This window comes from Bradyrhizobium vignae, from assembly GCF_900324035.1.
Taxonomy (GTDB): Bacteria; Pseudomonadota; Alphaproteobacteria; order Rhizobiales; family Xanthobacteraceae; genus Bradyrhizobium; species Bradyrhizobium vignae.
Map to the genome: position 1 here is coordinate 2,326,295 of NZ_LS398110.1, position 14,590 is coordinate 2,340,884.

Below are 14,590 nucleotides of genomic sequence, written 5' to 3' on the forward strand. Positions count from 1 at the left end.
GGTATGACGGTTCTCTACAAGGCCAACATGGTGCGCGGCGCCGAGTGGGCGCGCTTGTTCGCCGAGCGCGCGCCCGACATCCCGTTCCGGCTCTGGCCCGACATCGGCAATCCCGCCGACGTCCGCCATCTCGTGGCATGGGTGCCGCCGGATGACATCGCGACGACCTTTCCCAATCTCGAGCTGGTCTTCTCGGTTGGTGCAGGCGTCGATCAGTTCGACACCTCGAAAGTCCCAGCGCACATTCCGCTGGTCCGCATGCTGGAGCCCGGCATCGCCGAGACCATGGTCGAATACGTCACCATGGCCGTGCTCGCGCTGCATCGCGACCTTCTGCACTTCATCAATCAGCAGAAGCAGCAGGTCTGGCGCGAAATCCGGATCACGCCGGCCAAGCGCCGGCATGTCGGCGTGATGGGGCTCGGCCAGCTCGGTCAGGCCGTGCTCGGACGTCTCAAGGCGTTCGGCTTTCCGCTATCGGGGTGGAATCGCTCGCCGCGCCAGATCGAGGGCGTCACCTGCTACGCGGGCGCCGACGCCTTGCCGGACTTTCTGGCGCAGGTCGACATTCTCGTCTGCCTGCTGCCGCTGACGGATCAGACGCGCGGCATTCTCAATGCCGATCTGTTCGCGTGCCTGCCGCGCGGGGCAGGGCTCGTCAATGTCGGGCGTGGCCCGCATCTCGTCGAGTCCGACTTCCTTGCGGCCCTCGACAGCGGCGCGCTGTCAGGCGCGGTGCTCGACGTCACCGATCCCGAGCCGCTGGCTGCAGGACATCCGTTCTGGAGCCATCCGCGTATCCTGCTGACCCCGCACAATGCCAGCATGACGACGCCCGATACGGCCGTCGATTTCGTGCTCGACGTCATCGCCCGTCACCGCCGCGGCGAGGAGCTGCCGGGGCGTGTCGATCGCACGCGCGGTTATTGAGGTGATGATGCGAGCATCGGTGCAGCCACGAGCGCAGTTCACCTCTCCCGCTTGCGGAGACACCCTCTCCCCAACCCTCCGCAAGCGGGGGAGGGAGCGCACTTTCTCCGCGGCAGGCTCCGAGGTCCATCTGTGAGCGGCGCCGCGACCAAACCCGTCGTTGCCGAAGCCCCCGTGCTCTCGGTCGCCGGCCTCACCACCTCCTTCATGCTCGACCGGAGATGGATCCCTGTCGTCCGCGACGTCTCGTTCGATATCGCGCCGCGCGAGACCGTCGCGATCGTCGGCGAGTCGGGCTCGGGCAAGAGCGTCACCGCGCTCTCGATCATGCGGCTGATTCCGCAGGAGGTCGGCCGCGTCGAGGGCCGCGTCATGCTTGCGGGGCGCGATTTGCTCGGGCTGCCCGAAGCGAGCATGAAAGGCATCCGCGGCAATGACATCGCCATGATCTTCCAGGAGCCGATGACGAGCCTCAACCCGGTGCTCACCATCGGCTTCCAGATAGCGGAGGCGCTGATCCAGCATCGCGGCCTGTCGCGCGCGGCGGCGGAGGCCGAAACCATCCGTCTGCTCGATCGCGTCCGCATCCCGGCGGCGACATCGCGCTTCCACGAGCATCCGCATCGCTTCTCCGGCGGCATGCGCCAGCGCGTGATGATCGCGATGGCGCTGGCCTGCAAGCCGAAGCTCTTGATCGCGGACGAGCCGACGACCGCGCTCGACGTCACCATTCAGGCCCAGATCCTCGAGCTGTTGAAGGAGCTCCAGCGCGAGGAGGCGATGTCGATCCTCTTCATCACCCACGACATGGGCGTGGTCGCCGAAATCGCGGATCGCACCGTGGTCATGTATGGCGGGCAGGCGGTCGAGCTCGATGCCACCTCGCGCATCTTCGCCGCGCCCTCGCATCCCTACACAAGGGCACTGCTCGCCGCCGTGCCGCGCCTCGGCTCGATGGACGGGCGAGCGCGGCCGATGCGGTTTCCGATCGTCGACAAGGTGACGGGGACTTCGGACGAGCCGGCGGAGACGCCAGACACGGTCTCGACCGCCGAGCGGCCGCTGCTCGAAGTCTCAGGCCTCACCACGCGCTTTCCGATCCGCTCGGGCCTGTTCGGCAAGGTCTCGGGCCGCGTCCATGCGGTCGAGAACGTCTCCTTCACCCTGCGCGCCGGCGAGACGCTGGCGCTGGTCGGCGAATCCGGTTGCGGCAAGTCGACCACGGGCCGATCCATTCTGAAGCTGACGGAGCCGGACAGCGGAACGGTCCTGATCGATGGCCAGGATGTACTGGCCATGAACGGCCGAGCTCTACGCGATTTCCGCAAGAACATGCAGATCGTGTTTCAGGATCCGTTCGCGAGCCTCAATCCGCGCATGTCGGTGGGAACGGCGATCGCAGCACCATTGCTCGCCAACGGACTCGCCTCGGCGTCGCAGGCGCGCGACAAGGTCGCCGACCTCCTCGTCCGCGTCGGCCTCGTCGCCGACATGGCCGCGCGCTTCCCGCACGAATTCTCCGGCGGCCAGCGCCAGCGCATCTGCATCGCGCGCGCACTCGCGCTCGGACCGAAGCTGATCGTCGCGGACGAAGCCGTCTCGGCGCTCGACGTCTCGGTCAAGGCGCAGGTCGTCAATTTGATGCTCGACCTCCAGGCCAGCATGGGCCTTGCCTACCTCTTCATCTCCCACGACATCGCCGTGGTCGAGCGCATGAGCCACCGCGTCGCCGTGATGTATCTCGGCGAGATCGTCGAAATCGGCCCGCGCGCTTCGGTGTTCGGCAATCCCCAGCATCCCTATACCAGGAGGCTGATGGCCGCCGTGCCGGTGCCCGACCCGTTGCGCCGCGGTATGCGCCGCGAAGCATCCAACGACGAGATCAGAAGCCCGGTGCGCGCGCCGGATTATCAGCCGCCAGTGCGTCAATATCGAGAAGTGTCGCCCGGCCACGTCGTCCAGGTCTGGGGCGAGGAGTGGTCGGGCTGACACTGCGAACTTCACGATGCCAAGCGCGGATCTTCGATCATCGGCAAGACCTGGGCAGCTCCTGACCAGCCGCGCGTTGCAGATCCAGCGTGTTCGCGGTCCGGTTAGCGCGACGGTGCAGACGCGTCCTCCGGAAAATGTGACCGAATGGAGCGACAGCGAAGAGCAGTGTGTGAACCGCTTCATACTCGATCGCTCGGTTTCTGAACTACCATTCCCGCAAGAAATTGCCGCACCCGCACATTTGCCAAACTCGGGTGAGATGCAATGCCTGCGCAGCCGCATGCTCGCAGCTTTGGATTGGCTCCGTTTTGCTCACGAGCAGGCCAATCCCATCACTCAGCATCTTTTCAGAAATTGGAATGGAAGGGCATCGCGCAACTCACGCAGCTTCTGTTCGGGGTCGGCCGGTAGGCTGCTACTAGCTCAGAAGGAGCTCCCTATGAAGATAAGCAGCGCAATTTCCAGCGCCTTCTCTTTGACCAGGCGCGTCAGCAATCTCCGGATCGCCCGTTCCAGTCTGATCAAAACGGCTCATCTTCTTGAAAGGATCGGACTGGCAGCCGTTGGGGGCTCTTGCGGCCTGTATGTTGGTGCGACCCTGTTACGTCAGAAAGGTGGACTGTTTGAAAGCGGCTGGATCGTGCTGATAACGATGCTCTATGGGGCTCTCGGCTATTACGTCGGAATTGATTTGTCCGGCAATGTTGCAAGGAGGCCGACGTCGAGCATCTCGGAAGAATGGAACGGTTCCGAGCCGGTCGAGATCATGAGTGCGGCCGGAACGTTCAGCGCGGCGATCGCCGCAACCATGTCCGTCAGCATCCTTGTCCTTGACCAAAACCTGCCTAACGGCCTGATAGGCTTTGTTGCCGGCTGTTGGGTGGTTGGTTCTTCGCTTCAAGTTGCGGCGGGCACGATGGCTCGCAGCCATGAAGCGCCGATCAGCGAGCAATGAAGGAACTGCGGTGACGGAAAAAGCCCGCCTGGTACCGTAGGTGAGCACAAGCCGCAGTATTGCAACGATGTGTAACGGCAAGGCCGTTCGCATCGAGTGGTGCCGTTGCTTGAAAGCGGTATCGGTAACCTAAGCTGTCGCGAACAAACAAGACGTGCCATCATGGTGGCGTTGGTATATTGTCCCCCGCGCCGTGATCCAAAATTCTGCTAATTGCCAACCACACGATCGGTGGAGCCAATGCAGATTGCGGAGTGGCTCGAAAAGCTGGGGCTAGCGCAATACGCAGAGCGCTTTGCGCAAAATGGGATCGACATAGGCGTCCTTCCCGAACTGATGGACGAGGACTTCGATAAGCTCGGAGTCCTGCTCGGCCATCGCCGCAAAATGTTGCGTGCGATCGCCGACCTCGATCCAGCCGCGTCGATCGCATCGCCGGTTCATCCCCAGGACGCCGAGCGCCGTCACCTCACCGTCATGTTCTGCGATCTGGTCGGCTCGACTGCGCTTTCGGCGCGCCTCGATCCCGAGGATATGTGGGAAGTGATCCGGGCCTACCGCGCGGCCTGCGCGAGCGTTGTTGCGGCCTATGATGGCAGGATAGCCCGGTTCGTCGGTGACGGAATACTCGTCTATTTCGGCTATCCCCGCGCTCACGAGGATGATGCGGAACGGGCGGTGCGGGCGGGTCTCGAGGCGATCTCTGCGGTTGGGCAACTCAATACAGCCGATGGCGAACGGGTCGAACTGCGAATCGCAATCGCGACAGGGCTTGTGGTGGTTGGCGACCTCATCAGCGGAGAGGCGTCAGAGGAGCACGGAACGATCGGCGATACACCAAACCTCGCCGCCCGGCTCCAGAGCCTTGCGGAGCCGGGGGCGGTCGTCGTTGCCTCGTCCACGCGCAGGCTGCTGGGAGATCTCTTCACTTTTCGCAATCTGGGCCGCCGCGAGGTCAAGGGAATAGCCGAACCCATCGCGGTCTGGGCGGTCGAGGGAGCGACCGCATCGGAGAGCCGTTTCGAAGCGGTCCGCCCGGCGCGCTCGATCGGGTTTGTCGGCCGCAGGAACGAGATCGAATTCATCCTCTCGCGGCAGCAAGAGGCATGGAAGGGTCAGGGCCGGATCGTATTGATTTCTGGTGAAGCGGGCATCGGCAAGTCGCGTATTGTCGCAACGCTCTCCGAAAGCCCCTCGCTGGGGGTGCACCGCCGCGTGCGGTATCAGTGCTCGCCTTACCACACCAACAGTGCGCTTCATCCCTTTGTCGCGCAGCTCGAGCGCGCCGCCGGCATCCGCCCGCATGACACGCCCGGGCAAAAGCTCGATAAACTCGAGGCTATGCTGGCGCTCGGAACACAGCAGGTCGTTCAAGCGACACCGCTCATCGCGGCTCTCCTTTCTATTCCCACCGGCGACCGTTATCCGTCGCTCGGATTGAGCCCGGCGCAGCAGCGGCGACAGACATTTGCCGCGCTTCTCGACCAGCTCGAGGGCTTGGCGCGAGAGCAGCCGCTGCTGATTGTTTGCGAGGATATGCATTGGGCCGATGCCACCACGCTTGAACTGTTCGATCTCGGAGTCGACCGGATCAGGGGGCTGCCAATCCTCGTGCTCATGACCTCCCGGCCGGAGTTCGAGCCCTCTTGGTCGGGCCTTGCCAACGTCAGTCTGTTGCGGCTCGATCGGCTCGACCGACAGGACACGCGCGCGCTGGTCGAGCAGGTGGCGGTCGGCCGCCAGCTGCCGCGCGAGATGATGGAGCAAATCATCGACAGGACGGACGGCATTCCATTGTTCGTCGAGGAACTGACCAAGATGGTGCTGGAGTCCGGATTGCTCGTCGAAGAGTCCGGACGCTATCGCCTCGACAGTCCGCTCCCGCCGCTCGCCATTCCAGCGACGCTGCAGGACTCGCTGATGGCGCGGCTCGACCGGCTGGCTCCAGTCAAGGAGGTCGCACAGATCGGCGCCGCCATCGGCCGCGACTTTTCATACGCTCTGCTGAGATATGTGACGGGACGCGACGATCTGACGCTGAGCAATGCGCTGGGACAACTGGAAGAGGCCGAACTGCTGGTCCGTCGCGGCACTCCGCCTGAAGCAAATTACAGCTTCAGGCACGCTCTCGTTCAGGAGGCAGCCTATGGGGGCCTGCTCAGGAGCAAACGGCAGGTGCTTCACAAGCGCATCGGCGATGTCCTGCGCGACAAGTTTCCAGTCGTTGCCGAGACTGAGCCGGAAGTTCTGGCGTACCACTTCACCGAGGCGGGACTGAACGAGATCGCTCTCGAATGGTGGCGCAAGGCGGGCCAGCAGGCGCTCAAACGCTCGGCCTATTCCGAGGCGATCGCACATCTCGGCAAGGCGATCGCCGCCGCCGATCAGTTGCCCGATGATCCCGGCCGGATGATGGGCCGGCTTCATCTTCAAATCGCATATGGCCGCGCATTACGGGGCGGCCTCGGGCACAACGCTCCCGAAACGGTAGCGGCATGGACGCGCGCGCGACAGTTTGCGGCCGATATCGATGATCCCGTTGAACTTGCGCCCGTCCATTCGGGTCTCTTCAATGCTTGCCTGACACACGGGGAACTCGCTCCGATGCGGGAGCTGGCGGATGCCATCTGGAGCGTTGCCGACCGACGGCCAGACTCGCCGGTGGCCGCCGTCGTTGCCCATTGGACGAGTGGCGTCACCTGCTGGTTCGGAGGCGACTATTTGAACGCGCGAACGCATCTTGAGCGGGCGCTGGCGATCTATGGGGCCGAACCGGATCCCGCGACATTCAGGGCTTCGGCGCTGGATCTTCCGTTCGTGATCATGAGGTTTCTCGCCCTAGTGCTCTGGCCGCTTGGCGCAGTCGCTCGCGCGCGCAGGCTCGCCGCCGACGCGGTGAGTGCTTCAGGAGAAAAGCGGGCGCTTTCCCAGGCCAACGCGCTTGTTCATCGCGCCGTGTTCGATGGACTATGCGGGGGCATGTTGCAGCAGACAGAGACGATCCTGGCGCTCGGTCTCGCGCGCGACCATACGATGCCGCTGTACGTGGCCGCCGGCACCTACCTGAATGGCCTCGCCAAGTGGCGTGCCGGCGACCGAATCGCCGGTCTGGCGGACATGCGTCACGGCTGGACCTTGCTGCACGAGAACGACTGCTACCTCTGCGAACCGTTTTGGGGAATGCATGTCGCCATGGCGGAAGCAGAGGTGGGCCAGGTCGACACCGGGCTCGAACTCTTGAACGAGTTGATCGCCTCGACGGGACAATCCGGCCAGCATTGGCTTGATGCCGAGCTGCACCGCGTGCGGGGAGAACTCCTGTCGCGCCATGATCCTTCGAACGGTGCCGAGGACGCCCTCAAGCGAGCGTTGGAGATCGCCCGACACCAACAGACGAAGACCTTCGAATTGCGCAGTACACTTGGACTTGCGCGCCTGCACAAGATGCACGGTCGAGCGGGCGCGGCATTCGAAGTGCTCGCTCCCACGCTCGCCGAATTCGATGCCGAGGGAAATCTTCCCGAAGTCGAACAGGCGAAGGAGCTGCTCAAGCAAGAGCATTGAGGCATGTCCCGTCAACTCGTGCTGGCGCCTTGGGGGCCAGGCTTGACGGTCACGAATTGACGTGCACGAAATCCCGCAGCAGCGGGTAGATCTCGTTGTTCCAGCGCTTGCCCGAGAACACGCCGTAATGGCCGACGCCGGCCTGCATGTGGTGGACGCGGCGATAGGCGCGCACGCCGGTGCAGAGGTCTTGTGCTGCGAGGGTCTGGCCGATCGAGCAGATGTCGTCCTTCTCGCCCTCGACCGTCATCAGGCCCATGCGGCTGACGGCTTTGGTGTTCACCGGCCGTCCGCGATGCATCAGCTTGCCCTGCGGCAGGAGATGCTCCTGGAATACGTCGCGCACGGTCTCTATGTAGAATTCCGCCGGAAGATCCATTACGGCGAAATACTCGTCGTAGAACGTCTTGATCGTCGCGGCCTTCTCCTTCTCGCCCTTGGCGATGTGGTTGGCGAGATCGAGATGCTGCTTGATATGGCGCTCGAGATTCATCGATACGAAGGCGGTCAGCTGCACGAAGCCGGGATAGACCTTGCGCAAGGCGCCGCGGCACTGCATCGGCACGTAGTTGATGAGGTTGCGCTCGAACCACTCGATCGGCTTGCTCTTGGCGAACTCGTTGACCCTGGTCGGCTGGATCCGCGTATCGATCGGGCCCGCCATCAGCGTCAGCGTCGCCGGGCGCGAGGGATGGTTGTCCTCGCACATGATCGCGGCGGCCGCGAGCGCCGACACCGACGGCTGGCAGATCGCCACCATGTGCGGCCGCGGGCCGAGTTGTCCGAGGAAATCGATCAGGTGCTCGGTGTAGTCGTCGAGCCCGAATCGGCCTTCGCTGCGCGGAATGTCGCGCGGATTGTGCCAGTCGGTGATGTAGACGTCGTGGTCCTGGAGCAGCGTCTTAACGGTGCCGCGCAGCAGCGTGGCGAAGTGTCCGGACATCGGCGCCACCAGCAGCATGCGCGGCTGGTCGGGGGCGCCATCCTTCTTGAAGTGCAGCAGCGAGCCGAACGGCGTCGCGTAGGAGATCTCCTCGGTGACGGCGATTTCGCGATTGCCCACCATGACGCTGTCGATGCCGTAGGCCGGTCGGTCATAGGTCAGGGTGGAGCGCGAGATCAGCTCCAGCGCGGCCGAGAGCCGGCCGACGACCTGGTCCGACAGGCCCTGCGGCACCAGATTGAGGAGTTTGAGCGCGGACGAAGCCCCCGCGCGCCACGGCGCCGTCAGGTCCATGTGGTTCTGAAACGCCTGATAGTACATCGACATCATACCGAAATGCCCACCTGTCCCCCGTCGTGATGCAATATCGAAGCCACACGGGAGCCGGACCGCCCGGAAAATTGGCACGTCGCTTGCTGCTCTCTGGGCGGGAAGCACCGGTCACGGGCCCGCACGCCTGGCGGTGCGTTGCCCCAGGCGTGAGGGAAGGGCTCTATGGCGAAGGCGACACTGACCATCAGCAGCAAGAACTACTCGTCCTGGTCGCTGCGTGGCTGGCTGCTGACGAAATTCTCTGGGCTCGATTTCGAGGAGATCGTCACCGCGCCCGACGATCCGTCGGCGCGCGCCGAAATCCTGCTGCTCTCGTCGTCGATCCTGGTGCCGTGCCTGCGACACGAGGGCGCCGTGGTCTGGGATACGCTGGCGATTGCCGAATATCTCAACGAGGTGATGCCGGACGCCGGCCTGTTGCCGGCCGACCGCATCCAGCGCGCGCATTGCCGCTCGATCTCAGGCGAAATCCATTCCGGCTTCACCACGCTGCGCGCCTCGTTGCCGGTCAACCTGAAGGGGCACTTTCCCGGCTTCAAGATCTGGTCGCGGGCGCAGGCCGACATCGACCGCGTCTGGTTCATCTGGCGCGACTGCCTGGAGAAATCGGGCGGGCCCTTCCTGTTCGGCGCGCAGCGCACCATGGCGGATGCGATGTATGCCCCGGTGGTGACGCGCTTCATGACCTATGACGTCAAGCTGGCGCCGCCGCTGAAGGCCTATGCCGAAACCATCATGGCCATGCCCGAGATGCAGGAATGGATCGCGGCGGCGAGGGAGGAGCCAGCCGAGATCGAGGAACTCGAGGTCGAATATTAGGCAGGTATTGCGCAGCCCTGCCTGTTTCGGCGGCGGGGCCCCTGCCGCGGCGGCCTCACGGCGATGCCTTTGCCACGATTAACCTTTGGCGCCGGTGCCAGGCCCGGCCCATCCGTCGCGCTGCCGAGATATTGTACACGTCCCTAAAGCTGCATCGACATCTAGCCGTGAACAGGTGCGTACACGGCCTTTCAGCTGATTCGGACGTGATTCGTTCGGGCCGCGTTCCGAAGGTTAAAGCGAAGCACGGCCCCGTCGCATTTTGAAACAGAGACCGCCTTCAGGCGGCACCGCGCTGCTTCACGCGTGGCAGGCGCCAGCCGATCACGGTTGCTTCGACCGCGATGCCGGCTTCGTGATTCTGCCAGCGTCCCTCGACATAGCGGCAGGCGAACGGCAGTTGATACGTTCCGCTGTGATCCTCGCACAGCACTTCGAGTGGCAGGCCCGGCGGTGGTTCTCCGGCGCCATCGAACTCCGCCAAACGTCTATCGCGCGTTGCCATTCCAAAAATCTCCCCTAATCAAAGCGCGGGAAGAGCGCCCACTTCTTCCGCGTGCGGTTCACTGCTCCCCGTCCCGGGGCAACGAGCCAAGCTCAACGCGAGAATGCGGTGCGAGTGTGGTAGCTTCACGCGGCTGTGCGCAAACAGCGCACATTGCCGTGATCGACTGGCCGAGGAACTTTCATGCTGCTTCGAAACGCTGGCATTCGTTTCGCGATGTTGCTGCTCGCAGCGCTGGCGCCTCTGCCGGTGCACGCGCAGGACGTGCCCGGCATCGAGATCTGCACCGTCGAGAAGACGATGGAGCGGCGCACCAGCTGTCTGCAGAGCAATGTTGATTTCCTGCAGAAGACCATCACCAAGCTCAATCTCGACCACCAGCAGAAGCTGGATGCGGCCAACCGCCAGATCGACGCGCTGAAGACCAGCCTCGCCGGCTTGCAGAAGACGCTCGGCGACCTGCAGGCTGCGCAGGCGAAGACGGCCGAGGATCTGAAAAAGAAGCAGGACGCGCCGCCGCCCAAGGACGCGGCGAAATAACCGCCGTTCACGCGACGCGATATCGCTCCATCACGCCACGATCCGGCTCGTAACCGAGCCCGGGGCCTGAGGGCACCGCGACATGGCCGGTGGCATCGACATCGGCGCGGCCGTTCCAGAGGCAGGCCTCGCGCTTCAAATAGAACATCTCGACCGGCCCGTCGTCGCGGGTCGCGAGCAGATGCAGCGTCGCCAGGAGGCCCGGGCCAAAATAAGGAGAGTGCGGAACGATCTTGACGCCGGACCGATCGGCCAGCGCCGCGACCTTCAAAAATTCCGTGATGCCGCCGACCTTGATCACCGACGGCTGGGCGTGGCTCACCGCGCCGGCCTCCATCATCTGGCGGAATTGATATTCAGTGCAGGCATTCTCGCCGGCAGCGACGCCGATTCCACCCTTGCGGCGCACGTCGGCGAGCGCGGTGAAATCCTCAGGCGGCCAGACCGGCTCCTCCAGAAACATCGGTTGCGCGTCCCGGCACGTCGCCGCGAATGCGATCGCCTGCTCGGCCGTGAGCGGGCAGTTCATGTCCACCATCAGCGGAACGGTCGGCCCGATCGCCTCGCGTGCGGCGAATACCGCCGGCTGCGTGGTTTCGTGCAGCTTGATCGCGCCATAGCCGAGCGCGAGCGCCTTCCTGCATTCGGCGGCGATGTTGTCGGGCGAGCCGATCCGCAGCAGGCTCGCGTAAGCCGGAATGGCCGTGCGCCTGATCTCGCCCAGCAGGCGATGCACCGGCACGCCTTTGACCTTCGCGGCCAGGTCCCACAATGCGATATCGAGCCCTGATATCGCGAACATGGTGATGCCGTAGCGGCCGAACAGATGCAGATTGCGCTGGATCTGTTCCATCACCGCGGGAATGCCGGCGGCATCGGGCACCTTCAGCCCGCGGCCCTGCGGCGCGATCATCTCCTCGACGGCGCTGCGCGTCGTGCGCGGGCAGACATAGGCGAAGGCATCGCCCCAGCCGGTCAGCCCGGAATCGGTCGTGACCTCGACGAGGACCATGTCGAGCGCCGTGATGGCGGAAGCGCCCTGGCGAAAGCTCGCGACACCGGCCTCATAGGGAACGCGGATATGGTGCGCCCGCACATCGGTGATTTCCATGATCCGGTTCCTCTTTCTGGTGAGCGGTTTCGACGAATGTAGCCACGAACGGCAGGGCGTTGCCAGTGGCGATTGCCGGACTATCCTTAGGCGAAGCACAGCAATGCCGATCAAGCGGAGCGGTCGAGACAGGCGCATCATGGCCGCGCTTCGAACGAGGGCCCGAACCGCCATGAATCCAGCCCAGCGCGCGCTCTGGTATATCGAGAGCCATCTGGCCGAGCCGATGACGCTCGACGAGATCGCGGAGATCGCCGGCGTGTCGCGGTTCCACCTTGTGCGTGCGTTCGCCGCAGCGGTCGGTCTTCCGGTGATGCGCTACGTGCGGGCGCGGCGGCTGACGCAAGCGGCGCGCAGTCTGGCAAAGGGCACGCCCGACATCCTGTCGCTGGCGCTGGAGGCGGATTACGGCTCCCACGAAGCTTTCACCCGCGCGTTCCGCGACCAGTTCGGCACCACGCCCGAAGCGGTCAGGGCGGCAACGTGCGTCAGCCACCTCAATCTTCAGGAGCCGATCCTCATGGATTCCACGATGCTAGATACTCTCGCCCCACCGCGTTTCGAGACCGCCAAGGCCTTTCTCATCGCCGGTCCCGCCGAGCGCATCTCCTGCGACAACGGCGCCGTGATCCCCGGTCTGTGGCAACGTTTCCACCAGGAGGTCGCCGACATCCCCGCCCGCGTCGGGAACGTCGCCTACGGCGTTTGCTGCAACGCCGATGATGCCGGCAATTTCGACTACATCGCCGGCGTCGAGGTCGCCGACTTCTCCGACCTGCCGCGCCGCTTCGCCCGCATCCGCATCCCCGAGCAGCGCTACGCGGTGTTCTCCCACCAGGACCACGTCGCCTCGATCCGGCGCACAGTGAATACGATCTGGAATCAGTGGTTGCCGGCGTCGGGTTTCAAAGCCGCGGACGCGCCGAACTTCGAGCGCTATGACGAGAAATTCGACCCCGCCACCGGCAATGGCGGCTTCGAGATATGGGTGCCGGTGAAGGAGTAGCGCGCAACGCTGGCATACCGTCCCGCTTGCTTGGCAAGCCTTGGCGACTTTGCCATAACCGCAGGCAAATCTTGCCTGCGGGGCCCGTGCTGGACATCCCGTGCAAGCCATAACAAGCAGCCGGGAGGGTCCCAAAATGCCTGACGTCCGCGTTCTCGCCACCGACCTCGAATTTCCCGAAGGGCCGGTCGTGATGCCGGACGGCTCGGTGGTGCTGGTGGAGATCCGCGGCCAGCGCCTGACGCGCGTTTATCCCGACGGCCGCAAGGAGATCGTCGCCAAGGTGCCCGGTGGCCCGAATGGCGCCGCCCTCGGCCCCGACGGGAAGATCTACATCTGCAACAATGGCGGCTTCTCCTGGATTCCGACCCGCAACATGATCATGCCGGGTCCGCAGCCGGACGATTATCTCGGCGGCTCGATCCAGCGCGTCGATCTGCAATCCGGCAAGGTCGAGACCGTCGTCACCAAATGCGGCGCGCACGATCTGCGGGGGCCGAACGACCTGGTGTTCGACAGGCAGGGCGGCCTCTGGTTCTCCGATCTCGGCAAGCGCCGCGCCCGCGAGATGGATGTCGGCGGCATGTATTACCTCAAGCCCGGCATGACCGAGATCGTGGAAGTCGTGCATGGCGTGCTGCCGGCCAACGGCATCGGGCTGTCGCCGGACGAGAACACGGTCTACATCGCGGAGACGCCGACCGGCCGGCTTTGGGCCTATGAGCTCTCGGCGCCGGGCACGCTCAAGCCGCGCGATGCGATCTATCGCGGCGAGCGCGGCAAGCCGATCTGCGGCCTCGGCGGCTACCAGATGTTCGACTCGCTCGCAGTGGAGGCGAACGGCAATGTCTGCGTCGCCACCCTCGTCTCCGGCTGCATCTCCGTGATCGCGCCCGACGGCACCTTGGTCGAGCAGGTTCCGACCGGCGACCGCGTCACCACCAACATCGCCTTCGGCGGCCCCGAGCTGAGGACCGCCTACATCACGCTGTCGGGTAAGGGCGAACTGATCGCCATGGACTGGCCGCGCGGCGGTTTGCCGCTCAATTTCCTAAACAAGTAAACGGTGCTAGTGACCGTCATTGCGAGCGAAGCGAAGCAACCGGAATGCGTCCACGGTGACAGTCTGGATTTGCTTCGTCGCTTCACTCCTCGCCTTCACTCCTCGCAATGACAACGGAGAGTAACTCAAATGCCCTGGCCCGATCCCATCACCCTGCGCGGACAGCACGCCCGTCTCGAGCCGCTGTCGCATCAGCATCGCGAGGGTCTGGTCGAGGCGGTCAAGGACGGCGAGCTGTCAAAACTCTGGTACACGGCGATCCCGCTGCCCGAGAACATGGGCAAGGAGATCGACCGCCGCCTCGGCTTGCAGGCCGCAGGGTCGATGCTGCCGTTCACGGTGTTCGATGCCGGCGGCAGGATCGTCGGCATGACCACCTACATGAACATCGATGCCACCAACCGCCGCGTCGAGATCGGCTCGACCTGGTATGGCAAGAGCGCTCAGCGCGGTCCGCTCAACACGCAGTGTAAGCTGTTGCTGCTGCGCCATGCCTTCGAGACGCTGAACTGCATAGCGGTCGAGTTCCGTACGCATTTCTTCAACCACCAGAGTCGCCGCGCCATCGAGCGCCTGGGCGCCAAGCAGGACGGCATTCTGCGCAGCCACCAGATCGCGCCGAACGGCACGCTGCGCGATACGGTTGTTTACAGCATCACCGCCGCCGAATGGCCGACGGTACAGGCGCATTTGGAATTCCAACTCAACGACAAGCCGCGCTAGACAGATGTGCACCGCATCGGCCGCGCTCTCGATCACCTCTCCCATGGGGAGAGGTGTCGGAAACCCGCAGCTGCAGTTCACTCGAATTCACGACATGCTGGGAGTA

The 14,590-nt window shown here is 64.2% G+C and carries 12 protein-coding genes; 9 read left to right on the top strand and 3 right to left on the bottom strand.

Annotated features, from left to right (window positions below):
• Positions 1 to 3 precede the first annotated feature (3 nt).
• From BRAD3257_RS11295 to BRAD3257_RS11310, 4 genes are all read left to right on the top strand, one after another.
• The gene (locus BRAD3257_RS11295) at positions 4 to 930 is read left to right on the top strand and encodes a 2-hydroxyacid dehydrogenase (protein WP_122401889.1); all 927 of its coding nucleotides are present in this window, start codon (positions 4 to 6) and stop codon (positions 928 to 930) included.
• A gap of 207 nt (positions 931 to 1,137) precedes the next feature.
• A complete protein-coding gene (locus BRAD3257_RS11300) occupies positions 1,138 to 2,919 on the top strand; it encodes an ABC transporter ATP-binding protein (protein ID WP_244608012.1) in 1,782 nt (593 codons plus the stop codon).
• 16 nt (positions 2,920 to 2,935) lie between these two features.
• Positions 2,936 to 3,877, top strand: coding sequence for a hypothetical protein (locus BRAD3257_RS40945; RefSeq protein ID WP_244607927.1), 942 nt, complete (start codon positions 2,936 to 2,938; stop codon positions 3,875 to 3,877).
• A 240-nt stretch (positions 3,878 to 4,117) separates the two neighbouring features.
• Positions 4,118 to 7,441: an adenylate/guanylate cyclase domain-containing protein gene (locus BRAD3257_RS11310; RefSeq protein ID WP_162500164.1), complete on the top strand. Its 3,324-nt coding sequence runs from the start codon at positions 4,118 to 4,120 to the stop codon at positions 7,439 to 7,441.
• Between the two features lie 49 nt (positions 7,442 to 7,490).
• Here the strand turns inward: BRAD3257_RS11310 and BRAD3257_RS11315 are convergent, their stop codons facing one another.
• Positions 7,491 to 8,714, bottom strand: coding sequence for a polyhydroxyalkanoate depolymerase (locus BRAD3257_RS11315; protein ID WP_122401892.1), 1,224 nt, complete (start codon positions 8,712 to 8,714; stop codon positions 7,491 to 7,493).
• Between the two features lie 165 nt (positions 8,715 to 8,879).
• Between BRAD3257_RS11315 and BRAD3257_RS11320 the strand changes: the two genes are divergently transcribed.
• On the top strand, positions 8,880 to 9,536 hold the full coding sequence (locus tag BRAD3257_RS11320) for a glutathione S-transferase family protein (RefSeq protein ID WP_122401893.1): 657 nt from the start codon (positions 8,880 to 8,882) through the stop codon (positions 9,534 to 9,536).
• Between the two features lie 280 nt (positions 9,537 to 9,816).
• On the opposite strand, the gene BRAD3257_RS11325 is transcribed toward BRAD3257_RS11320, so the two are convergent.
• Positions 9,817 to 10,041, bottom strand: a complete 225-nt coding sequence (locus BRAD3257_RS11325) for a hypothetical protein (RefSeq protein WP_024339451.1) — start codon at positions 10,039 to 10,041, stop codon at positions 9,817 to 9,819.
• A 183-nt stretch (positions 10,042 to 10,224) separates the two neighbouring features.
• Here BRAD3257_RS11325 and BRAD3257_RS11330 point away from each other — a divergent pair, with 183 nt between their 5' ends.
• A complete protein-coding gene (locus tag BRAD3257_RS11330; RefSeq protein ID WP_122401894.1) occupies positions 10,225 to 10,581 on the top strand; it encodes a hypothetical protein in 357 nt (118 codons plus the stop codon).
• Between the two features lie 7 nt (positions 10,582 to 10,588).
• On the opposite strand, the gene BRAD3257_RS11335 is transcribed toward BRAD3257_RS11330, so the two are convergent.
• Entirely contained in the window at positions 10,589 to 11,692 is a 1,104-nt protein-coding gene (locus BRAD3257_RS11335; protein WP_122401895.1) for a mandelate racemase/muconate lactonizing enzyme family protein, read from the bottom strand.
• Positions 11,693 to 11,864: 172 nt separating this feature from the next.
• Between BRAD3257_RS11335 and BRAD3257_RS11340 the strand changes: the two genes are divergently transcribed.
• The 3 genes from BRAD3257_RS11340 to BRAD3257_RS11350 all read left to right on the top strand — a co-directional run bounded on the left by BRAD3257_RS11340 (position 11,865) and on the right by BRAD3257_RS11350 (position 14,484).
• The gene (locus tag BRAD3257_RS11340; RefSeq protein ID WP_162500165.1) at positions 11,865 to 12,698 is read left to right on the top strand and encodes an AraC family transcriptional regulator; all 834 of its coding nucleotides are present in this window, start codon (positions 11,865 to 11,867) and stop codon (positions 12,696 to 12,698) included.
• Positions 12,699 to 12,834: 136 nt separating this feature from the next.
• A complete protein-coding gene (locus tag BRAD3257_RS11345) occupies positions 12,835 to 13,761 on the top strand; it encodes an SMP-30/gluconolactonase/LRE family protein (RefSeq protein ID WP_122401896.1) in 927 nt (308 codons plus the stop codon).
• Positions 13,762 to 13,890: 129 nt separating this feature from the next.
• Positions 13,891 to 14,484 (top strand): GNAT family N-acetyltransferase, encoded by a 594-nt coding sequence (locus tag BRAD3257_RS11350; RefSeq protein ID WP_122401897.1) that lies wholly within the window; start codon positions 13,891 to 13,893, stop codon positions 14,482 to 14,484.
• Positions 14,485 to 14,590 lie beyond the last annotated feature (106 nt).